The 19,992-nt window shown below is 40.9% G+C and carries 24 protein-coding genes; 14 read left to right on the top strand and 10 right to left on the bottom strand.

Features of this window, described 5'->3' with window-relative positions:
• Positions 1–989: 989 nt before the first annotated feature.
• From TOL2_RS16525 to TOL2_RS16510, 4 genes are all read left to right on the top strand, one after another.
• A complete protein-coding gene (locus TOL2_RS16525; protein WP_014958447.1) occupies positions 990–1,355 on the top strand; it encodes a SpoIIAA family protein in 366 nt (121 codons plus the stop codon).
• A gap of 363 nt (positions 1,356–1,718) precedes the next feature.
• On the top strand, positions 1,719–2,063 hold the full coding sequence (locus TOL2_RS16520; protein WP_041279438.1) for a type II toxin-antitoxin system RelE/ParE family toxin: 345 nt from the start codon (positions 1,719–1,721) through the stop codon (positions 2,061–2,063).
• A 2-nt stretch (positions 2,064–2,065) separates the two neighbouring features.
• Positions 2,066–2,341 (top strand): helix-turn-helix domain-containing protein, encoded by a 276-nt coding sequence (locus tag TOL2_RS16515; protein WP_014957538.1) that lies wholly within the window; start codon positions 2,066–2,068, stop codon positions 2,339–2,341.
• A gap of 152 nt (positions 2,342–2,493) precedes the next feature.
• A complete protein-coding gene (locus TOL2_RS16510) occupies positions 2,494–3,624 on the top strand; it encodes a hypothetical protein (protein WP_014958446.1) in 1,131 nt (376 codons plus the stop codon).
• On the opposite strand, the gene ltrA (TOL2_RS16505) is transcribed toward TOL2_RS16510, so the two are convergent.
• The gene (gene ltrA, locus TOL2_RS16505; RefSeq protein WP_014958445.1) at positions 3,621–4,961 is read right to left on the bottom strand and encodes a group II intron reverse transcriptase/maturase; all 1,341 of its coding nucleotides are present in this window, start codon (positions 4,959–4,961) and stop codon (positions 3,621–3,623) included. The genes TOL2_RS16510 and ltrA (TOL2_RS16505) overlap by 4 nt on opposite strands.
• 402 nt (positions 4,962–5,363) lie before the next feature.
• Here ltrA (TOL2_RS16505) and TOL2_RS25000 point away from each other — a divergent pair, with 402 nt between their 5' ends.
• The gene (locus TOL2_RS25000; RefSeq protein WP_158406100.1) at positions 5,364–5,528 is read left to right on the top strand and encodes a hypothetical protein; all 165 of its coding nucleotides are present in this window, start codon (positions 5,364–5,366) and stop codon (positions 5,526–5,528) included.
• 219 nt (positions 5,529–5,747) lie between these two features.
• Positions 5,748–5,975, top strand: a complete 228-nt coding sequence (locus tag TOL2_RS16495; RefSeq protein WP_041279581.1) for a hypothetical protein — start codon at positions 5,748–5,750, stop codon at positions 5,973–5,975.
• Between the two features lie 310 nt (positions 5,976–6,285).
• Here the strand turns inward: TOL2_RS16495 and TOL2_RS16490 are convergent, their stop codons facing one another.
• Both TOL2_RS16490 and TOL2_RS16485 read right to left on the bottom strand, forming a co-directional pair.
• Positions 6,286–7,371 carry an IS91 family transposase gene (locus TOL2_RS16490; protein ID WP_014957514.1) on the bottom strand — a complete coding sequence of 362 codons (1,086 nt, stop codon included), beginning with the start codon at positions 7,369–7,371 and terminating at the stop codon, positions 6,286–6,288.
• A complete protein-coding gene (locus TOL2_RS16485) occupies positions 7,368–8,243 on the bottom strand; it encodes a tyrosine-type recombinase/integrase (RefSeq protein ID WP_014957515.1) in 876 nt (291 codons plus the stop codon). Before TOL2_RS16485 ends, TOL2_RS16490 begins: the two co-directional genes overlap by 4 nt.
• Positions 8,244–8,508: 265 nt before the next feature.
• Here TOL2_RS16485 and TOL2_RS16480 point away from each other — a divergent pair, with 265 nt between their 5' ends.
• Positions 8,509–9,048, top strand: a complete 540-nt coding sequence (locus TOL2_RS16480) for a DUF4410 domain-containing protein (RefSeq protein WP_051012437.1) — start codon at positions 8,509–8,511, stop codon at positions 9,046–9,048.
• Positions 9,049–9,205: 157 nt separating this feature from the next.
• Here the strand turns inward: TOL2_RS16480 and ltrA (TOL2_RS16475) are convergent, their stop codons facing one another.
• Positions 9,206–10,546: a group II intron reverse transcriptase/maturase gene (gene ltrA / locus TOL2_RS16475; protein WP_014957509.1), complete on the bottom strand. Its 1,341-nt coding sequence runs from the start codon at positions 10,544–10,546 to the stop codon at positions 9,206–9,208.
• 402 nt (positions 10,547–10,948) lie between these two features.
• Between ltrA (TOL2_RS16475) and TOL2_RS24995 the strand changes: the two genes are divergently transcribed.
• A complete protein-coding gene (locus tag TOL2_RS24995; protein WP_158406100.1) occupies positions 10,949–11,113 on the top strand; it encodes a hypothetical protein in 165 nt (54 codons plus the stop codon).
• 96 nt (positions 11,114–11,209) lie between these two features.
• Positions 11,210–11,824 carry a LysE family translocator gene (locus TOL2_RS16470; RefSeq protein ID WP_014958443.1) on the top strand — a complete coding sequence of 205 codons (615 nt, stop codon included), beginning with the start codon at positions 11,210–11,212 and terminating at the stop codon, positions 11,822–11,824.
• Between the two features lie 112 nt (positions 11,825–11,936).
• On the opposite strand, the gene ltrA (TOL2_RS16465) is transcribed toward TOL2_RS16470, so the two are convergent.
• Positions 11,937–13,277, bottom strand: a complete 1,341-nt coding sequence (ltrA, locus tag TOL2_RS16465; protein WP_014957509.1) for a group II intron reverse transcriptase/maturase — start codon at positions 13,275–13,277, stop codon at positions 11,937–11,939.
• A gap of 402 nt (positions 13,278–13,679) precedes the next feature.
• Between ltrA (TOL2_RS16465) and TOL2_RS24330 the strand changes: the two genes are divergently transcribed.
• From TOL2_RS24330 to TOL2_RS16450, 3 genes are all read left to right on the top strand, one after another.
• The gene (locus tag TOL2_RS24330; protein WP_083863725.1) at positions 13,680–13,937 is read left to right on the top strand and encodes a hypothetical protein; all 258 of its coding nucleotides are present in this window, start codon (positions 13,680–13,682) and stop codon (positions 13,935–13,937) included.
• 369 nt (positions 13,938–14,306) lie between these two features.
• Entirely contained in the window at positions 14,307–14,726 is a 420-nt protein-coding gene (locus TOL2_RS16455; RefSeq protein ID WP_014958442.1) for an acyl-CoA thioesterase, read from the top strand.
• A 540-nt stretch (positions 14,727–15,266) separates the two neighbouring features.
• On the top strand, positions 15,267–16,796 hold the full coding sequence (locus TOL2_RS16450; protein ID WP_041279579.1) for a histidine kinase N-terminal 7TM domain-containing diguanylate cyclase: 1,530 nt from the start codon (positions 15,267–15,269) through the stop codon (positions 16,794–16,796).
• A gap of 54 nt (positions 16,797–16,850) precedes the next feature.
• Here the strand turns inward: TOL2_RS16450 and TOL2_RS16445 are convergent, their stop codons facing one another.
• The 4 genes from TOL2_RS16445 to TOL2_RS16435 all read right to left on the bottom strand — a co-directional run bounded on the left by TOL2_RS16445 (position 16,851) and on the right by TOL2_RS16435 (position 18,954).
• Positions 16,851–17,324 (bottom strand): hypothetical protein, encoded by a 474-nt coding sequence (locus TOL2_RS16445; RefSeq protein ID WP_014958440.1) that lies wholly within the window; start codon positions 17,322–17,324, stop codon positions 16,851–16,853.
• A 79-nt stretch (positions 17,325–17,403) separates the two neighbouring features.
• Positions 17,404–17,571: a hypothetical protein gene (locus tag TOL2_RS24990; protein WP_158406132.1), complete on the bottom strand. Its 168-nt coding sequence runs from the start codon at positions 17,569–17,571 to the stop codon at positions 17,404–17,406.
• Positions 17,572–17,933: 362 nt separating this feature from the next.
• On the bottom strand, positions 17,934–18,230 hold the full coding sequence (locus TOL2_RS16440) for a hypothetical protein (RefSeq protein ID WP_014958439.1): 297 nt from the start codon (positions 18,228–18,230) through the stop codon (positions 17,934–17,936).
• 268 nt (positions 18,231–18,498) lie between these two features.
• Positions 18,499–18,954, bottom strand: a complete 456-nt coding sequence (locus TOL2_RS16435; protein WP_041279578.1) for a helix-turn-helix domain-containing protein — start codon at positions 18,952–18,954, stop codon at positions 18,499–18,501.
• Positions 18,955–19,068: 114 nt separating this feature from the next.
• Between TOL2_RS16435 and TOL2_RS16430 the strand changes: the two genes are divergently transcribed.
• Together TOL2_RS16430 and TOL2_RS16425 are read left to right on the top strand one after the other, a co-directional pair.
• Positions 19,069–19,329 carry a helix-turn-helix domain-containing protein gene (locus TOL2_RS16430; protein ID WP_014958437.1) on the top strand — a complete coding sequence of 87 codons (261 nt, stop codon included), beginning with the start codon at positions 19,069–19,071 and terminating at the stop codon, positions 19,327–19,329.
• Between the two features lie 96 nt (positions 19,330–19,425).
• Positions 19,426–19,719 (top strand): hypothetical protein, encoded by a 294-nt coding sequence (locus tag TOL2_RS16425; RefSeq protein ID WP_014958436.1) that lies wholly within the window; start codon positions 19,426–19,428, stop codon positions 19,717–19,719.
• Here the strand turns inward: TOL2_RS16425 and TOL2_RS16420 are convergent.
• Positions 19,716–19,958 carry a hypothetical protein gene (locus tag TOL2_RS16420; RefSeq protein WP_014958435.1) on the bottom strand — a complete coding sequence of 81 codons (243 nt, stop codon included), beginning with the start codon at positions 19,956–19,958 and terminating at the stop codon, positions 19,716–19,718. The two genes, TOL2_RS16425 and TOL2_RS16420, sit on opposite strands and share 4 nt — an antisense overlap.
• Between the last annotated feature and the right edge of the window lie 34 nt (positions 19,959–19,992).

Genomic DNA, 19,992 nt, shown 5'->3' with positions numbered 1-19,992 from the left:
CGGGAAGCCTTATCCGGGTGAGGGCCAGGGTTCGGATGATATGATCAGCATAAGCAAATGTTTGCAGCGCCGTGATTAGGAACAAGCTAAAAAGGCTGTTAAGCTTGAACCAAAAGGTGAGCGGTCAGGGTATGGGTCTTCTGACTGCCCATACGGAGATGTTGCGTCGCCGGTGTAGAGAACAGATCTAAGTCATCCATAATCGGCAATAACGTAGAACGTGGAAACCCCGTATCTTCGCCTGGAGTATCAGGCAGGTGAAACCGCAAGGCACACTGTTGGGGGTGCGGGAGTAAGATGTAGGAAAAAGCGAATGCCATCCTGTAATGGGGTGGATACGGATTGATATCAATCGTCAGATTGATTACATTATCTGGTCCGAAAGGAAGCTGACGTCCGGCGGGTGTGTTTACAGTCACACTCGGACAGGTGTTTCCTTGAGAGAGAATTTGGAGAATCTTTAAAGGCTGGAAAGCAAATGACGGCGACCATTTGGTCAGCTGGTGCACCAACCAGCAAATATACGAAAATATATTTGTTAAAAGACTGTAAATGCGTATCTCAAAGGCTGTTAAGAAGATAATGTATGGCAATCACTGTAAATTGCTAAAAAGACATTATACAATAATAGCCGGGCGGGCCCTGCAAGGCTTTGCCTTTGAAATGCTTGAGCCGTATGACGGGAAACTGTCACGTACGGTTCTGAGGGGGGAAAGAGGCCGTAAGGCCTCTTTTCTACCCGATAGGAATCAGAAGAAAGCGTTATGAGTTTATTTTTATGCATATTAAGTGATTCTATCATTTTTATAGCTCTTCATGTCAGCCTTATCATTCTTTAACAGATGGTTTCAGAATAAAGTATAATATCTTCGCAGCCGAAAGAAGAATGAGCTAAAAAAGCCTTTTAATCAAGTAAATTCAGCCGATGCAAAAAACCGCGCGGATGATTAGAGACGTTAAATATAAATATAAAAACAATCGGAATCATCATGTTCAAAATAACTCAGAATGGAAAAAACAGAATAGATATTGAATTGAGTGGCAAATTAGATTCTAAAGAAATGAAAATTGCCCTTGATGAATTAGAAGAGAAATCAAAGATTATAGAAAACGGTAAAATGCTATACGATGTTATTGATTTTCACATTCCGTCAATCGGTGCCATTGTAATAGAATTTTCAAGGCTTCCTTCAATGTTCGGACTTATAAAGAAATTCTCTAAAGCAGCCGTACTCACAGATAAAAATTGGATAAAAAATGTCAGTGAATTAGAGGGAGCCCTAATACCTGGTCTTGAAATCAAAGCCTTTTCTAAAGAGGAGAAAAAAGATGCAGAGGCTTGGTTGAATGATTAAAAACAAAAGATAAACAATCAAGCTAAAAACATGCTCACGTCGCACTAACTCTGGATCGTGACGCTTAGTAAAAATTGGGTGAGCGATATACGCAGATGTAAAGCTCATCATCAATATTCGATCAATCATGAGTAAAATCATTAAATAATGGTGGTGGGGCTTATTCGAGCGTTTTTTTTTCTAACAGGCGGGTGAACCGGACAGCAAGGGTCTCCTTCTTTTTAAAGATTGAAAAACTTTTAAATGATGTGCTTTCAATCGACTTTTTTGGAAACCCTTGCTGCCCGTTACCCAAGCGTTCTCTTTTAATCGTCAAATTTTAATATGCTTGACTAAGTTCACATATTTGTATACTTTATATTTATGAGATTGATATCATTTTACAAGACCACCTCAGGCAAATGTCCCGTTGAAGATCACTTGGAATCACTCTCAGATACTCAGGTCACCAAAATTACTTGGGTTCTGAAATTAATACGAGAAACACAAAACATCTCAACCAAATATTTTAAGAAACTGGTCAACACAGATGATATATGGGAAGTAAGAGTTAGTGTTGGAAAGAATATTTTCCGCCTTCTTGGTTTTATACAGGATCAAGAATTAATAATTTTGACAAATTCTTTTCAAAAGAAAACTCAGAAAACCCCAAGGAAAGAAATTAAATTGGCAGAAAATAGAAAGAAAGATTATTTGAGCAGGAGGTAATTATGGATGACCTTGATAAATATATTGAGAAAAGAAAAAAAGAGAGTCCTGCATTTGCTCAAAACTATGATAAGGGCTATGAGCAGTTCAAAATTGGCGCTCTTCTTAAACAGGCTCGACTTGATGCAGGGCTTACTCAAGCACAAGTAGCAAATAAATTAAAAACTGGCAAATCTGCAATTTCAAGAATTGAGAATCATGCTGAAGATATTCGTCTGTCAACTCTTGTAAACTATGCACAAGCTTTGGGAAAGAGCCTAAAATTAGAAGTGGCATAATCAAACACAAGAGAACAGGCGGGTGAACCGGACAGCAAGGGTCTCCTTCTTTTTAAAGGTTAAAAAACTTTTAAATGATGTGCTTTCAATCGACTTTTTTGGAAACCCTTGCTGCCCGTTACCCAAGCGTTAGAATAAATATCAAATATCAAATGAATCTTATAAATCAAATAACAACATACAAAACGAATGAACAAATGTTTTGGAATTTAAACCCTCATACAAATCCTTTGAGCCATTCGACAATGCTTTTTGCTTATTACTGTGACAACTCATTTTATCCGATAGGGACTATTTTTTTTGTTGGTAATTTTGGGATAATGCTTTCAGCCTCTCATGTATTTGATGAGGGTTTATCAAAGTCAAATCACAATCAACAAGTAGCTGATTTGCTTGCAAAAGGAAAGTATCACGTTGATGTAAAAGGTGATTTAGGCTTTGCAGCAATTCGATTTAATTCCAAAAACGACACTGTATCTAATATTACATTTATTAGTATTGAACATATTGCTGCTTGTGTGCCCGGAGATATCTTTTATGCATCCCCAGTTTATCATGATTCTCTGATTCCAATTGAATATTTGTCGATAAAACCAACTATGCCTGAAATTGGAACAAAAGTATTTTCATGTGGGTATACAAATTTCGATTATGACCGTAAAAATGGCTTGCCCTTGGATGAAATCAAGAGTGGAAGGTTTAATTGGCGAGACAATCTTTCTTTTGACTTTGCTGTCTATGAAGGTGAGATCACGAATATATACGTTAATAAATTTGTAAAAAGCTACCTAAATGCACCATGTTTTTCCGTTAATTATAAAATTCCACCAGGATTAAGTGGAGGACCAACATTAACAAAGAATGGATTCGTTTGTGGTGTAAATTCAGCTAGTTTAGTTAATGAAAGCTTGATCTCATTGATATATCCCTCGATTTTTACAAGTTTAAAAACAACCATGAGAATTGGAGGTTTAACGCTTAACAAAATTGCTCCAATTTGCGACCACATGAGTTTTGGAAATATTTCAACAGACGGTAGTGAAAAAGATATCAAATACTCAATTGAACACGACAGCTTATGTGTTTATCATAAATGGTTCAAGTATTTAGATAATCAAATATATGAAAATAAATATGATGAAGAATCTGGAATTTTTGCAAAACCCAGGGCCAGGAACAAAAAAATATCTATCGGGATAGGACCCCCCATCACTGAGGAGCCCTCCCACACCACCGGACATACGGATCGCGTATCCGGCGGTTCGGCTGATCAGGCAGATTAGTTCCCGGGCAGAAATAATCCAAGAGAAAGGAAATATTTGTTTGGCAGAGCCATGACAACCCATTTAACCCTGCTCATGCGCCAGTGTTTCTTGCGGGAATTTCCGCAAGTGACGGCATATTGAAACGGTATGCCTCGTTTAAGCAGGTTCCGGATTTTCGTTCCGGGATTTTTCCACTGTTTCCATACAACACATCTCAAGCGGCGGATAATCCAGCCGTTCAAGGACTTGAATATGTGTCTTGCTTCGGTGAGACAGTAATAATTCCACCATCCCCTGATGTACATATTCAATTTATCAATGATCTGGGGAAGACTTAGACCACAGTTCCGGTTTGTTAATTCTCGAACCCTTTCTTTGAAGCGCTCGATTGTTTTCCGGTGTATGCGGATCTTGGTCTTGCCGCACATACTGATAAATGTGTAGCCGAGAAATTTGTCCAGCCATGGTCGGCTGGCCTTGCTTTTCTCTTCATTGACCTTGAGCCTGAGCTTTACGGTTATAAACCGTGTAACACTTTTCATAACACGTTCGGCCGCTTTCTTGCTCTTGAGATATATGACAAAGTCATCAGCGTATCTGACAAATTTATGCCCTCTTTTCTCCAACTCTTTATCCAGTTCATCCAAAACGATATTTGAAATCACTGGTGAAAGAGGGCCGCCTTGAGGAGTTCCTTCAGCGGCAGATACAACCACCCCGTCGATCATGACACCGGCTGTTAAGTAACTTCGGATAAGCTTGAGAACCCGCTTATCCTTTATTCTTTCAGCCAGACGGCTCATGAGGCGGTCATGGTTCACTCTGTCGAAAAATTTGGAAAGATCCATATTAACAGAGTGTGTATATCCTGAGAGCAGATAAACTTTGCCTTGGAGTATGGCATCATGCTGGGATCTTCCAGGTCTGAATCCATGACTGGACTCAGAAAAATGCGGGTCCCATATTTGCTGCAATATCTCGCTGACGGCTTGCTGGATCAAACGATCCAAAACTGTTGGAATGCCGAGCAGTCTTACTCCGCCATCGGGTTTAGGAATTTCTTTCCTTTTCACCGGTAATGGCTTGTAGTTTCCCTGCAGCAACTTTCCCTTAACTTTGGGCCAGTGGCGTCTGAGGTAACCCGGTAGTTGATCAACGGTCATGTTGTCGATTCCAGGTGCCCCTTTGTTGCTACGGACCCTTTTTAATGCTCTGAACATGTTTCCCCTTTCAAGGATAAATTCCATGAGTCGGGAACTTTCTGTCGGACTTTCGGTGATCTGTAACGCTGTGAACATTTCCATCTGCTGTGGCAATATGTCCATAAGTATACACCTCCTATTTGTCTCTATCATTTACCCGTACCATTCGGTCCGGGCACCGTTCGGGCCTTCACCGGGGTGAGTCCTCCGTGGAATTCACGGCTCGTTTTCCTGCGGCTACTATGCCCTCTGCTGACTTCTTCCATGCGGTCGGAGCAGGTTACCCTGCCCTCAGCCAATTTCTGCCGCACGCGGCATCCCAGGGCAGCATGGAAGATCTCCCGGGGTAAAACACACGTCTTTCAATACGTGGGTGCCGAGTATACGGACATTGCCTATAATGGATAGAGGACTTTACCTTGTGTTGCAGGCTCGTCCCGCAAATGCACGCCTAACTCGATTTCTGTACGTCACCCCGTACTTTTGTGCCACTCCGCCTCGGCGAAGCCACTGCCTTCCGGAGTACCGTCACCGGGACCCCGTTGTGATAACACTATGCCCTTCGCCTCCATCTGGCTGGGCTTGGGACTTGCCTTGACTTCCATAAAGGAAGATGCAGGCTCACCCTTAAGACGTGTGCCGTGCCCGGCACACAACAGGCGGGTGAACCGGACAGCAAGGGTCTCCTTCTTTTTAAAGGTTGAAAAAACTTTTGAATGATGTGCTTTCAATTAACTTTTTTGGAAACCCTTGCTGCCCGTTACCCAAGCGTTATGCTCAGCTTAGCTACTGACTAAAGCGGGACAGTTTGAACCGATAGATGAGAATCTTTCAGCGTGTAAGCCTCAGAAACAAGCCCTTTCAGAAGATCCTTATTCTACGGGGTGTTCTAGCTTAAAATGATAGCCCTCAGTTTAAAATAATACGTTAAGGATATTAATGAGTAAAAAATATAAAAAGAAAAAACAAGTGTTTTCACAGATCTACTGTGATGATTGCGGTGAGTTACTTAATCGTAGATCGACATCTGATCTAATATGGGTAAGGGAAAAAACTAACATGCCAAATCTTCCAGCATTCTGCGATGATTGCAGGCATAAACTTAAAAATAGATTAAAAGGATATTGGCACGGTCTAATAGGACATAGAACAAACAAAACCGCATAACAAATAAAGGATTAGTAACCGTGCCGAGGCACGAGGCTCGGTACTAATCCTATGGTTCAAGAAGCCGCGGATCAATAGGGGGAAAGGTTAACGATTTGCTGGATGTGTTTATGACAAGATGTGATTAAAATATCAAAAGATGGCCTTTATCCTGATGTAAAAATCAAAATTCAGGTCGTTTTCAGCCCTTAAAACCCAGGTCAAAAATTAAAATACCGTCAATTTGGCGTACGGATACTGAAGCATGTCGATAGTCATTTATCAGGCTGTTTTTAAAGTCGAGCAACACCGGGTAGTCAGTTTTGTGAAGTTATCCGGGCCTGCCTCTTGGTTCCGGCTTTGCAAAGAAAATAAATTTCAAATCATGCCCGCAATGGCTGCATTTAATACCCGGTATTTCAAGTTCCGGGATTTTAATAAAAAGAGCAATAATGTCATGGATGAATGAGATGAGTTCACGGATTTTTTCTATGGACAATGCGCTGTTGGGATTGAGAAATCCATAATGTCTAATTTTCATAAACCCTTTGGGAAGAACATGCTGCAAGAACCGTCGGATAAACTCCATGGCATCCAATGCCATAGTTTTCCACTTCTTTTTTTCACGGTCTTTATACAAAAATTTGATGACGCCATTTTCAATGCTTTTAATACGATTATTGGAGATGGCAACCCGGAACACATATCTTGAAAGATAGCGCAGGGAATTTTGTCCCTGCCCCACGGCCTGGCTGTCAATCACCCATTGCTGTTTCCATACTGCGGAATCAATTTTATCGAGCAGCCCGGCTTTTTTTATGGCATCTTTGAATTTGGCTTTAAAAATGACCGCCAGAGGTTTTGTGTGAACAAACAGATCCTGTCTGGAAGAAAGCCATTGGTCATTATCAGATAAAGCACCTCCGGGAATTATTATATGCAAATGTGGATGATACTGAAGCATGCCGCCCCATGTGTGGAGGGCTGCCAGATATCCGATTCGATCAGATCCGATAAACCGTGTATCTTGTGCCAGTTTTTTCAGGGCTTCATTGGTGCATGAAAACAGGGCACCATAAGATAATTTTTGATGAGACCTTACAACATCCCGCAGGCCCTGGGGAAGTGTAATGGTTAACAGGAAATAATAGGTCGGCAGCAGCTTTTTCATCTGCTGATCCAGCCATTGGTCCGCTTTACTCTGCTGACAGTTGGGACAATGACGATTGCCGCAGCAGCAGTGAATAAAATGCAGATTACGGCAGTCATCACATTCATACACCATTGTTCCAAAGGAACCCTTTCTGCAGGCACTGATATCCCGTATGGTTTTTTTATGAGACTTCGGCATTCGATCTCCATAAAGTGTCAGATATTTCGGCCCATACATTTGGAAGATTTTTTGAACAGCACTCATGACAACACCCCCTGCATGACTTTGGAAACTTTGTCATTGGAATCAACTTGGGCCTGTGTGGTCACATGCAGATAAATCATGGTGCTTTTAAGGGTTTTATGGCCTAATATTTTTTGCACATGGCGTATGGGGATATTAGCTTCCAGCAAATGCGTCGCATAGGCATGGCGGAAGACATGAGGGTGAACATGTTTTTTAAACTTCAGGCGTTTCAAAGTAGATCGCAAAACGCCTTGAACCCCACTGTCACTGACATGATTTTTGGCATATTGAGCGTCCTTACCGCCATTGCGGCCCAAAGCAGGGAATATCCATTTTGAATTGCGATGGGTTTTATAGTATTTGCGCAACGTCAACAGGGTTATTTTGGGTAAAGGCACCGTCCTGTCCATGGCACCCTTTCCACCGTGAATATGCACAAGTCCCCTGTCGGAAAGAATATCTTTGACCTGAAGTGTTGTTGCCTCCCTTAAACGCAGTCCCATGGAATATAATGTCAAATAAAATGCATGACTTTGCACAGTGGGAAGGGCATAAATAATCTTTCTGACTTCCTCCAGACTCAGAATAGTCGGTAAGGTCTGCTCACGCTTCCATTTGATGTCGTTGAAAATGTTCCAGGACCGGACCAGCGTTTTGGTAAAAAAATGCTGAATACCAGAGTAACTGATCCGCAGAGTAGCAGCGCTCCAGCCGAATTCATTCTGGCAGCAAAGCCAGTATTGACGGAGCTGTTCTTCAGTGATATCTTCTAATGGTTTATTGTAAAAGCGCTGTAGTCTTAAAACCGAACTGGTATAGGATTGAATGCTCCTTTTTGCATAACCGGCAAGTTGGAGATCTTCTTTAAAACGTTTGATTAAATTGCTCATGGTATCTTCCTTTTTTCTTTAACCTTGTCGGGTGAAGATACCGACCTGCAAGCCGGTAACAAGATACCATGAGCAATGGAATTGAACAATGATGATACGGCTTAATCTGCCGCGTAGCGGCTTACTTGAACCAGCGGGTGAACCGGACAGCAAGGGTCTCATTCTTTTTAAAGGTTGAAAAAACTTTTGAATGATGTGCTTTCAACGAGCTTTATTGGAAACCCTTGCCGCCCGTTACCCAATCGTTATACATGAAGGAGGCATCATGAGAAGGAACAAATATCGAGAAGCAATATTTTTTATTTTTATTGCAGTTGTACTGGTAACTGGATGTTCAACAAAGCATATCGCTCAAGCCCCATCAGGTAATCTGGCATCAATTTCAAATAACATATCTGAAATACACATTAATGGAGCTGGGCAAGGCGTGGATGATAGGTTGCTGCATGATTTAGAGAAGTACTTGAAAGCGAAATTGATCATTGCAGGTTTTGATATCGATGATGAAAAAGAAGGGATGACTCTTGCCGTTGATGTGAAGACTTTCTCTCCTGGGAATGCAGCGGCGAGGCTCATTATCGGGTTTGGCGCTGGTCGAGGGTCTTTGATTTATACTGCGAAATACATTTCATCAGACGGGAAAGTATTTGCAGAGATGGAAGGTCAAGAGCGTTTTACAGGGCTGGAAGTCGGGTTTAATAACGAATATGGAGGTGCCACGACTTTGCAGGGAGCTGATAAGGCTAGAAATGTTTTGGTCCAAGAGGCGGCAAAACATATCGTTGAATTAACTGCTTCAAGGTAGTAGCAACTATTTTAGAAAATTATGCCATAGGTTTTTATCAATATACATTCATTTTATTTCAAGTGTATATCGGGATAGGACCCCCCATCACTGAGGAGCCCTCCCACACCACCGGACATACGGATCGCGTATCCGGCGGTTCGGCTGATCAGGCAGATTAGTTCCCGGGCAGAAATAATCCAAGAGAAAGGAAATATTTGTTTGGCAGAGCCATGACAACCCATTTAACCCTGCTCATGCGCCAGTGTTTCTTGCGGGAATTTCCGCAAGTGACGGCATATTGAAACGGTATGCCTCGTTTAAGCAGGTTCCGGATTTTCGTTCCGGGATTTTTCCACTGTTTCCATACAACACATCTCAAGCGGCGGATAATCCAGCCGTTCAAGGACTTGAATATGTGTCTTGCTTCGGTGAGACAGTAATAATTCCACCATCCCCTGATGTACATATTCAATTTATCAATGATCTGGGGAAGACTTAGACCACAGTTCCGGTTTGTTAATTCTCGAACCCTTTCTTTGAAGCGCTCGATTGTTTTCCGGTGTATGCGGATCTTGGTCTTGCCGCACATACTGATAAATGTGTAGCCGAGAAATTTGTCCAGCCATGGTCGGCTGACCTTGCTTTTCTCTTCATTGACCTTGAGCCTGAGCTTTACGGTTATAAACCGTGTAACACTTTTCATAACACGTTCGGCCGCTTTCTTGCTCTTGAGATATATGACAAAGTCATCAGCGTATCTGACAAATTTATGCCCTCTTTTCTCCAACTCTTTATCCAGTTCATCCAAAACGATATTTGAGATCACTGGTGAAAGAGGGCCGCCTTGAGGAGTTCCTTCAGCGGCAGATACAACCACCCCGTCGATCATGACACCGGCTGTTAAGTAACTTCGGATAAGCTTGAGAACCCGCTTATCCTTTATTCTTTCAGCCAGACGGCTCATGAGGCGGTCATGGTTCACTCTGTCGAAAAATTTGGAAAGATCCATATTAACAGAGTGTGTATATCCTGAGAGCAGATAAACTTTGCCTTGGAGTATGGCATCATGCTGGGATCTTCCAGGTCTGAATCCATGACTGGACTCAGAAAAATGCGGGTCCCATATTTGCTGCAATATCTCGCTGACGGCTTGCTGGATCAAACGATCCAAAACTGTTGGAATGCCGAGCAGTCTTACTCCGCCATCGGGTTTAGGAATTTCTTTCCTTTTCACCGGTAATGGCTTGTAGTTTCCCTGCAGCAACTTTCCCTTAACTTTGGGCCAGTGGCGTCTGAGGTAACCCGGTAGTTGATCAACGGTCATGTTGTCGATTCCAGGTGCCCCTTTGTTGCTACGGACCCTTTTTAATGCTCTGAACATGTTTCCCCTTTCAAGGATAAACTCCATGAGTCGGGAACTTTCTGTCGGACTTTCGGTGATCTGTAACGCTGTGAACATTTCCATCTGCTGTGGCAATATGTCCATAAGTATACACCTCCTATTTGTCTCTATCATTTACCCGTACCATTCGGTCCGGGCACCGTTCGGGCCTTCACCGGGGTGAGTCCTCCGTGGAATTCACGGCTCGTTTTCCTGCGGCTACTATGCCCTCTGCTGACTTCTTCCATGCGGTCGGAGCAGGTTACCCTGCCCTCAGCCAATTTCTGCCGCACGCGGCATCCCAGGGCAGCATGGAAGATCTCCCGGGGTAAAACACACGTCTTTCAATACGTGGGTGCCGAGTATACGGACATTGCCTATAATGGATAGAGGACTTTACCTTGTGTTGCAGGCTCGTCCCGCAAATGCACGCCTAACTCGATTTCTGTACGTCACCCCGTACTTTTGTGCCACTCCGCCTCGGCGAAGCCACTGCCTTCCGGAGTACCGTCACCGGGACCCCGTTGTGATAACACTATGCCCTTCGCCTCCATCTGGCTGGGCTTGGGACTTGCCTTGACTTCCATAAAGGAAGATGCAGGCTCACCCTTAAGACGTGTGCCGTGCCCGGCACACAACAGGCGGGTGAACCGGACAGCAAGGGTCTCCTTCTTTTTAAAGGTTGAAAAAACTTTTGAATGATGTGCTTTTAATCAACTGATTGGAAACCCTTGCTGCCCGTTACCCAAGCGTTATACCCGTGTATCAAAAGTCACATATGCTTAAGGAGAAAATAAAATGTTTAGTACAGAATTTCTGATAACGTCACTTGTCGTTGTTCTGATACCAGGTACGGGGGTGATTTATACGATTTCTAATGGCCTTTTCCTTGGTTGGCGAGCAAGTATTGCGGCTGCTTTTGGCTGCACAGCAGGAATTATACCGCATTTATCTGCAAGCATACTTGGATTATCTTTTATTATTCATATGAGTGCTCTCGCATTCCAAGTTATCAAATTAGCAGGTGCTGCGTATTTGTTGTATTTAGCTTGGGCTATGTGGAGAGAAACAGGCTCATTAAAATTCGACTCGCCTTCAACAAAGATTGGATTATGGCAAATAGTCAGAAGAGGATTTTTGATCAACATTCTCAATCCAAAACTTTCTATATTTTTTTTAGCTTTCTTACCTCTTTTTGTAAATCCAAATGCTTCCTCGCCAACTTTAAATATGGTTCTTCTCAGTTTAATGTTCATGGCCATGACTTTAGTCGTATTCATATTTTATGGTATTTCGGCAAATGGTGTTCGTAGATACGTAGTTAATTCACCCAGGATCATTATTTGTTTACAACGTACCTTTGCTGCCACCTTTGCAGCACTTGGAATAAAGCTCGCTATGACAGACCAATAAAAAGAATCAGAAATCAATGGCATATCGGGATAGGACCCCCCATCACTGAGGAGCCCTCCCACACCACCGGACATACGGATCGCGTATCCGGCGGTTCGGCTGATCAGGCAGATTAGTTCCCGGGCAGAAATAATCCAAGAGAAAGGAAATATTTGTTTGGCAGAGCCATGACAACCCATTTAACCCTGCTCATGCGCCAGTGTTTCTTGCGGGAATTTCCGCAAGTGACGGCATATTGAAACGGTATGCCTCGTTTAAGCAGGTTCCGGATTTTCGTTCCGGGATTTTTCCACTGTTTCCATACAACACATCTCAAGCGGCGGATAATCCAGCCGTTCAAGGACTTGAATATGTGTCTTGCTTCGGTGAGACAGTAATAATTCCACCATCCCCTGATGTACATATTCAATTTATCAATGATCTGGGGAAGACTTAGACCACAGTTCCGGTTTGTTAATTCTCGAACCCTTTCTTTGAAGCGCTCGATTGTTTTCCGGTGTATGCGGATCTTGGTCTTGCCGCACATACTGATAAATGTGTAGCCGAGAAATTTGTCCAGCCATGGTCGGCTGACCTTGCTTTTCTCTTCATTGACCTTGAGCCTGAGCTTTACGGTTATAAACCGTGTAACACTTTTCATAACACGTTCGGCCGCTTTCTTGCTCTTGAGATATATGACAAAGTCATCAGCGTATCTGACAAATTTATGCCCTCTTTTCTCCAACTCTTTATCCAGTTCATCCAAAACGATATTTGAGATCACTGGTGAAAGAGGGCCGCCTTGAGGAGTTCCTTCAGCGGCAGATACAACCACCCCGTCGATCATGACACCGGCTGTTAAGTAACTTCGGATAAGCTTGAGAACCCGCTTATCCTTTATTCTTTCAGCCAGACGGCTCATGAGGCGGTCATGGTTCACTCTGTCGAAAAATTTGGAAAGATCCATATTAACAGAGTGTGTATATCCTGAGAGCAGATAAACTTTGCCTTGGAGTATGGCATCATGCTGGGATCTTCCAGGTCTGAATCCATGACTGGACTCAGAAAAATGCGGGTCCCATATTTGCTGCAATATCTCGCTGACGGCTTGCTGGATCAAACGATCCAAAACTGTTGGAATGCCGAGCAGTCTTACTCCGCCATCGGGTTTAGGAATTTCTTTCCTTTTCACCGGTAATGGCTTGTAGTTTCCCTGCAGCAACTTTCCCTTAACTTTGGGCCAGTGGCGTCTGAGGTAACCCGGTAGTTGATCAACGGTCATGTTGTCGATTCCAGGTGCCCCTTTGTTGCTACGGACCCTTTTTAATGCTCTGAACATGTTTCCCCTTTCAAGGATAAACTCCATGAGTCGGGAACTTTCTGTCGGACTTTCGGTGATCTGTAACGCTGTGAACATTTCCATCTGCTGTGGCAATATGTCCATAAGTATACACCTCCTATTTGTCTCTATCATTTACCCGTACCATTCGGTCCGGGCACCGTTCGGGCCTTCACCGGGGTGAGTCCTCCGTGGAATTCACGGCTCGTTTTCCTGCGGCTACTATGCCCTCTGCTGACTTCTTCCATGCGGTCGGAGCAGGTTACCCTGCCCTCAGCCAATTTCTGCCGCACGCGGCATCCCAGGGCAGCATGGAAGATCTCCCGGGGTAAAACACACGTCTTTCAATACGTGGGTGCCGAGTATACGGACATTGCCTATAATGGATAGAGGACTTTACCTTGTGTTGCAGGCTCGTCCCGCAAATGCACGCCTAACTCGATTTCTGTACGTCACCCCGTACTTTTGTGCCACTCCGCCTCGGCGAAGCCACTGCCTTCCGGAGTACCGTCACCGGGACCCCGTTGTGATAACACTATGCCCTTCGCCTCCATCTGGCTGGGCTTGGGACTTGCCTTGACTTCCATAAAGGAAGATGCAGGCTCACCCTTAAGACGTGTGCCGTGCCCGGCACACAACAGGCGGGTGAACCGGACAGCAAGGGTCTCCTTCTTTTTAAAGGTTGAAAAACTTTTAAATGATGTGCTTCCAATTAACTTTATTGGAAACCCTTGCTGCCCGTTACCCAAGCGTTCAGCAACCGCAGTTTTGGAATTGATCCACTTTAGTATATAAAAAATTGGATCATTAGTATGCTCATAGATAGGATAATAATTAATATTGACTTTGGAAATGTATATTTATAATTTCTCATTTCAGAGAATTTGAATATTAACTTTTGGTAAAAAGTTAATATTCGGATATTTAAAGGGGTTATGGCTTTTATGATGTAAGAAGATACTGGAAGGAGGTAAACTGTTAAAACAGCTCCATTTTTATTGTGTCAAAAATTTAACGAGATTCATTGTTAAAAGGAAACAACAAGAAAGGTCTTGACATGGGGGCCACTTTATAAGAAAATTTTAGTTTTTTCTGTCCTCGAAGGACCGGGATCAGGCAGATCATTATTATAACTCTGATTTAGCACAATAATGGAGAACTCAAATGACATATCAAAATATTGTGGAACGGAAAATCATGTGGGGTGACCTGGATTCTGTGGGAATCGTGTTTTACCCCCGTTATTATGAATGGATCGACGCTTGCGGCCACCTTTTTTTTGAGTCTCTGGGCGTAAATTTGAACGATTTGATGGGAAAAAGGCAGATTGGGTTCGGACTGGTGGAGACCGGATGTCGCTATTTCAAACCGGGCCGTTATCATGAGACCATCCGGATCACCACCGGCATTGAAGAACTGACAGACAAGACCGTTCACCTGAATCACAGGATCACACTTGCATCGGATGACACACTAACGGTGGAAGGTTTTGAAAAGCGGATATGCATGGACCTTTCCAACCCTGATAATATCAGGGCCAGGGATATTCCAAAGGATGTGGTTGAGAAGATCAAAAGACAGTGATCCATGTCTATCTGAATATTAACTTTGTACAAAAAGTTAATATTCGGAGAAAGCTTAAAAACCCTTGTTAATAAAAACCCATGGTCTTTTTAACAGGATACTCTTGTTTTTCTTTAATTTTTGAATCTTAACAACATGACAAATTGAATTTGAACGTTTTAATGTCAGTAGACTTTATAATTTAAACTGAATGACAGCCTCTTTTAGCTATACAAAATTTTAAAGATAACCAGCGTGTGAACCGGACAGTAAGGGTCTCCTTCTTTTTAAAGGTTAAAAAAACTTTTGAATGATGTGCTTTCATTTAATTTTTTTGGAAACCCTTGCCGCCCGTTACCCAAACGTTAGTTTTGTTATTTCAAATGCCATTCAAATTTAAGATACGGCTTTGGCTTGATTTGAATATTAATAATTTCAAATATTTAGCTATTTTATAAAAAATATATTTAACCTGTTAATTTGATTGATAAAGAATGAGTAGCGTATGAAAAATAAGAAGTTACAATTCATGAGAATGATATTTATAGCATGGAGATAGGATTGCCCGATATAATGCTTTTTGTAAGTTTTTTTTTCTGTATTTCTCTTTGTATCTATAGTTTAAGATTTAAATTGACTCCCCTGAATTTCAGTTTTTCACTTTTTACAGCAGCAGCAGCTATTTATGCACTTGGTTATGCATTTGAGCGGATGAGCGTAAATTTGGAATCCATGCTTTTCTGGTCTAAATTTCAATATATCGGAATACCATTTATACCCGGATTATTAATAATCTTCACCTTATGCTATACAGGTTATGGGGAAAAAGTAACCTGTATTAGGAGTTTATTATTTTTTATAGTCCCATTTATCTCATTTGTTGCTAGGTGGACAAATCAGTATCACCAACTTTTTTATAAAAATCCTGCTGTCTTTAACTCTCATTTTGGGCCGATGTTGAGTTTCGAGGCAGGTATTTTTTATTTCATAAATATTATATATCTTCTCTATGCACTAAGTTATTGTACAGTTTTGTTTATTAAGTATTTTTTTAAAACAGCATTTGTGTACCGAATGCAGACGCTGTTGATTATGGTCGCATTGATTCTTCAATGGTTTACTTTACTGATTTATTTGGGCGGAATTGCTCCGAAACATTTTGATATTAACCCTTACATGTTTACAATCAGTGCGATTCTCTATGCGTCCGCCATCTATTGGTTTTCGCTTTTCAATATTGTTCCAGTTGCAAGGGATGTTGTATTTGATGAAATGAATGATGCCATACTTGTTGTTAATCCTGATTTACAACTGATTGATTTTAATAAACGTTGCTCTACGTTATTTAAGTCAATCAACGATAAAGCCATTGGAAAGAGTCTGGAGCAGCTTTTTGTTTTTCAGCCAGAAATAATAGACGGTATTAATAATTTTTCTATTGCAGGTATGGAAATTGTTTTAGAAACTGATACCAGCAAGGTCTTTTTAAAATTATCCTTAAAACAGATAAAAATCATAAACAAAAGCCATGTTTGTACAATTATCACATTTTACGATATTACCGAACAGCGAATGTTGATGCAAAGGCTTGAAAAATTGGCTGCGATTGATCCTTTGACTGGAGTTTTTAACAGACGTCAGTTTGAAATTCAGGCAGAGATTGAAATGAGGCGTTCGATCAGAATGAATACCCCGCTTTCAGTGTTGATGTTTGATATTGATCATTTCAAAAATGTAAATGATACTTGGGGGCATCAGTGTGGAGATCAAGTATTAAAAGAATTCGCTGCAACAATTGCAGCTAATATACGCGATGTCGACCATCTCGGAAGATTCGGAGGTGAAGAATTCATATTGATAATGCCAGAGTCGAATCGTAAGGTTGCCGCAACTATTTCTGAAAGGTTGAGGCAGGCCATTGAAAAAATGATTCTGAATTTAGACGGGAATATAACTGGAATAACCGTTAGTATAGGTGTCGCAGGAAGATGGAATGATGAAAATATCTCAATAGATTCACTTATCAAATATGCGGATAAGGCTTTGTATGCTGCAAAACAAAACGGACGAAACAGAGTCGAGATTGATTAGGAATGAGGACGAAATAACTTCCCCATCAAAAACTAATGAATCAAGATAGGATAATTATTTTAAATGTAAGGACAGTCGTTTTAAATCAAAAAACATTGCTCTGGTTTGCCTGGTTGCGTCTTTATTATTAAAAAATTGAAAGTCGTTTTTTTTATAAAAATTAACAACCTTTTCATTTTCATTGTTATACGCATCCACAGTTAGCAGTCGACAGCCGGTTCTATTATCATCCAGAAACATTCTTTTTATTAAATTAATCATGTGCCGACCCATATTTACGTTTTGAAAATCAATATGAATCCCAAGCCTTGCTATTTTAACAGCAGGATAGGCCGGGTATCGCTTTTTGTCTGCAAGGTCTTTGTAAAAATCCTGCCCTTTGATTTTCTCTTTCCTGACAGCATCATTACATAAACTTACCAAGCCGATGGGGAAGGGTAACTCCGATGAGGTATCTGTCAGTTGATATGTTTCTGTTAAAAGTTCCTCTCTGTGGGCAACTGCGTCTTCTTTGAAATATTCATTCAAATCGCAATCCCCACAGTCGAAGTTTTTAGATAAGTTAAAGTCGACTAATTTTGTTAAGAGCCACCCGTCTTCATTGATCCTATTTCTTGTATTGTGCGGCATACTGTTTGATTAATTTACGCGCTTTTTCAAGTTTGGGTGTGTCGACCAATGAAACCGGCCGTTTTAAATCGGCATCAAGACGTTTCTGGAATTCAACGGCTTCTTTGCCTTTTAAGACGGGGGTCGGTGCAATTGGTATCGCCATAACAACCTCCTTCTTTTTGATTCCTTTTTCGTTAATAATAACAACAATAGCATAAAATGCAATCGTATAAAATCCCAGCCGTTATAAAATAGAGTATCAATTGTGTCAATAAAAAATGTATTTATGACATACAATTTAACCGGCCCCTTTTCAGGGTTCAGCCGTATTCTTGAATATATCGAATAGCTTTGTCCTGAGTTTATTTATTTATTTTCATTGTATAAAAGAGTATATATTGTTAATGTGCATTATCTTTTACGATAAATTAATTGGAGTAATAAAAGATGAATCTCAAAAACAAACAGCATAGTAACAATAAAGCCGTAATATCAATTGATAATGGCAAAAGTAAGGTAGTTGCTTTATTTCCCGAGATACTTTCTGGCAACAAACTCGTTGGCGAACTCCATCCTTGCCTTGGTATCGATATTCAAGCCTCTACTTTTACACCACGAAGGAAAGGTCTTCGGATCGATGTTGACTTTGTCGACGGTGATGCCTTTTTCCTTGAGAGAGTTATATTTATGCTCAGCATCTTTGAGCCATTCACCATAGGAATCATGCAAAAGATGGTTGTCAACGAATAGTTTCATCAGTTTCTTGAAATTCTTTTTTTCAAACCATGGGAAGCCTACATATTTGACGCCTTGTGGAATCATATATCACCTGTTATTATTATTTTTCTTGTTAAAAATTCTCAATTTCATCCGATGAATTGATCGGTAATTAATGATTTTTTGCGAACAATGTGTTTATGACATACAATCCAAATAAGTAAAAGTCAATCAGGGAAAACCCCTATTTTTGCATTTTTTTTTATGAAAAATTGAATCTATAATACAATTTACAAATGCAAATAAAACTCCCGCATGTCATTGATAAGGATATCGGTTAAATACGGTATCAGGCGTGGATTGAAGCTGACCTCTATTTCCCAAAAACCTCAAGATATTTTTTGATATCATCTTTTGTTTTATTCTCTGATTTTGCCAGTTCTTCCCGGAGTATTTTAAGGACAGCCTGTTTTTGTTTTTCATTGATTTTGACGCCGGTTTCTTCCAAGGCCTCCTGGAGGATCTGGATGGCGGAGTCCATCGGGACTGGTGTTTTTTGTTTTTGCTGGTCAGTGGACTTTTTTATTTCGGTTTTTACGGCCTGGCTTTGTGATCCTATTAAGTCGGTGATAGAATTTAAATATTCTTCTTCTGTTACATGTTTTCTTAGGAATTCAAGGACTAAAAAAAGTTCATCGGCTGTGAAAGAAATTTTGCCGTTTTCTTTATTTCCATAATTTGAGCGGCTCATACCTAAAACGTCCGCTATATGCTTATGTTTTAAGCTCGTTTTTTTTCTTAAATTCTTTATTATTTCAGATGTTTTCATAACTTCATTAAAAAAAAGCTTAAAATTTAAGCAAAAAAATATTGACATGGCCAAATATATGTGTGTATTTTAAGCACACAATGCTTGTAATACACACTTTATTGGGAGCTAATTATGGATACAGCAACTTTTATTAAAGTTTCAAGAAAAGCACTTGGCTTAACTCAAGATCAGCTTTCCCCATTAATTAATAAAAAACGTTACAATATTTCCTTTTATGAATCCGGCAAAACAACTCCGCCCGGTGATGTTGTTTTAAAAATCATACAGCTCCGGTTTCCTGAATTATGTTTGTCAGACACACATTCTAAGTCAGAAGATAATCCGAAAACGGGTAAAAAGCAAACAGAAAGTCCAAAAATGTTGGTTGCATGAACTTAATTGATTGCAGAATAGCCACATTGTTTTCAAATAAAAATAACAGGCACGGCGGGTGTTTGTTATGAACCATAACTTTAAGGAGAGTTTCCAATGGAATCACTGACCAATGATCAAAAAATCAGAATTTTGGACATAGCCAAAGAGCTTGATATTAAAGGTGCCAACCTCGATAGAAAAAATGTTGCGGAAAAATATAAGGAATTACGTGATCTGGTTTCAGAATCGGTTGAAGGTGTATTCAAACCACGGCAGCGCCGTGTTGATGACCACCACCATGGTTTGTATGACTTTGAAAAGTTTTTGAGAACAATTGTTCGAACGGATGATGACTACTGGATTATTTGTGAAAAAGTTCGAGAATTGTTCAAGCAATTGGTGGCTTAAGCATGTCCGGCTTTTTTTTCAGCATTAATAGCGCCTTGAGCAAGCCAAGTGAGTATCCCGCTTTTTTCCTTTCGGAGGTCGGAAAGTATTTTTTTCGCCTTTTCAGGTGGGAGCTCTTCATCAAATTTATGCCCTGGTGGGATCGTCGTTTTAATTGCATCAAAAAGATTTCCAACTTCTGTTTTTGGTTTGCCGGTTACTTCAGAAAGGATTTGGATCAATACATCTTGATAAGTCATTTTTCATCTCCTGTTTTTATGAATGGAAGGCGAA

Origin of the sequence: Desulfobacula toluolica Tol2, assembly GCF_000307105.1 — a bacterium.
GTDB lineage: Bacteria > Desulfobacterota > Desulfobacteria > Desulfobacterales > Desulfobacteraceae > Desulfobacula > Desulfobacula toluolica.
This window is presented reverse-complemented; position numbering and strand designations above follow the sequence as displayed.

Excerpts from the sequence above, each read along its gene's own strand:
- TOL2_RS16525 (WP_014958447.1), top strand. The coding sequence starts at position 990 with ATGTTCAAAATAACTCAGAATGGAAAAAACAGAATAGATATTGAATTG.
- TOL2_RS16520 (WP_041279438.1), top strand. The coding sequence starts at position 1,719 with ATGAGATTGATATCATTTTACAAGACCACCTCAGGCAAATGTCCCGTT.
- TOL2_RS16515 (WP_014957538.1), top strand. The coding sequence starts at position 2,066 with ATGGATGACCTTGATAAATATATTGAGAAAAGAAAAAAAGAGAGTCCT.
- TOL2_RS16510 (WP_014958446.1), top strand. The coding sequence starts at position 2,494 with ATGAATCTTATAAATCAAATAACAACATACAAAACGAATGAACAAATG.
- ltrA (WP_014958445.1), bottom strand. The coding sequence starts at position 4,961 with ATGATAGAGACAAATAGGAGGTGTATACTTATGGACATATTGCCACAG.
- TOL2_RS25000 (WP_158406100.1), top strand. The coding sequence starts at position 5,364 with ATGCCCTTCGCCTCCATCTGGCTGGGCTTGGGACTTGCCTTGACTTCC.
- TOL2_RS16495 (WP_041279581.1), top strand. The coding sequence starts at position 5,748 with ATGAGTAAAAAATATAAAAAGAAAAAACAAGTGTTTTCACAGATCTAC.
- TOL2_RS16490 (WP_014957514.1), bottom strand. The coding sequence starts at position 7,371 with ATGAGTGCTGTTCAAAAAATCTTCCAAATGTATGGGCCGAAATATCTG.
- TOL2_RS16485 (WP_014957515.1), bottom strand. The coding sequence starts at position 8,243 with ATGAGCAATTTAATCAAACGTTTTAAAGAAGATCTCCAACTTGCCGGT.
- TOL2_RS16480 (WP_051012437.1), top strand. The coding sequence starts at position 8,509 with ATGAGAAGGAACAAATATCGAGAAGCAATATTTTTTATTTTTATTGCA.
- ltrA (WP_014957509.1), bottom strand. The coding sequence starts at position 10,546 with ATGATAGAGACAAATAGGAGGTGTATACTTATGGACATATTGCCACAG.
- TOL2_RS24995 (WP_158406100.1), top strand. The coding sequence starts at position 10,949 with ATGCCCTTCGCCTCCATCTGGCTGGGCTTGGGACTTGCCTTGACTTCC.
- TOL2_RS16470 (WP_014958443.1), top strand. The coding sequence starts at position 11,210 with ATGTTTAGTACAGAATTTCTGATAACGTCACTTGTCGTTGTTCTGATA.
- ltrA (WP_014957509.1), bottom strand. The coding sequence starts at position 13,277 with ATGATAGAGACAAATAGGAGGTGTATACTTATGGACATATTGCCACAG.
- TOL2_RS24330 (WP_083863725.1), top strand. The coding sequence starts at position 13,680 with ATGCCCTTCGCCTCCATCTGGCTGGGCTTGGGACTTGCCTTGACTTCC.
- TOL2_RS16455 (WP_014958442.1), top strand. The coding sequence starts at position 14,307 with ATGACATATCAAAATATTGTGGAACGGAAAATCATGTGGGGTGACCTG.
- TOL2_RS24990 (WP_158406132.1), bottom strand. The coding sequence starts at position 17,571 with ATGGCGATACCAATTGCACCGACCCCCGTCTTAAAAGGCAAAGAAGCC.
- TOL2_RS16440 (WP_014958439.1), bottom strand. The coding sequence starts at position 18,230 with ATGATTCCACAAGGCGTCAAATATGTAGGCTTCCCATGGTTTGAAAAA.
- TOL2_RS16435 (WP_041279578.1), bottom strand. The coding sequence starts at position 18,954 with ATGAAAACATCTGAAATAATAAAGAATTTAAGAAAAAAAACGAGCTTA.
- TOL2_RS16430 (WP_014958437.1), top strand. The coding sequence starts at position 19,069 with ATGGATACAGCAACTTTTATTAAAGTTTCAAGAAAAGCACTTGGCTTA.
- TOL2_RS16425 (WP_014958436.1), top strand. The coding sequence starts at position 19,426 with ATGGAATCACTGACCAATGATCAAAAAATCAGAATTTTGGACATAGCC.
- TOL2_RS16420 (WP_014958435.1), bottom strand. The coding sequence starts at position 19,958 with ATGACTTATCAAGATGTATTGATCCAAATCCTTTCTGAAGTAACCGGC.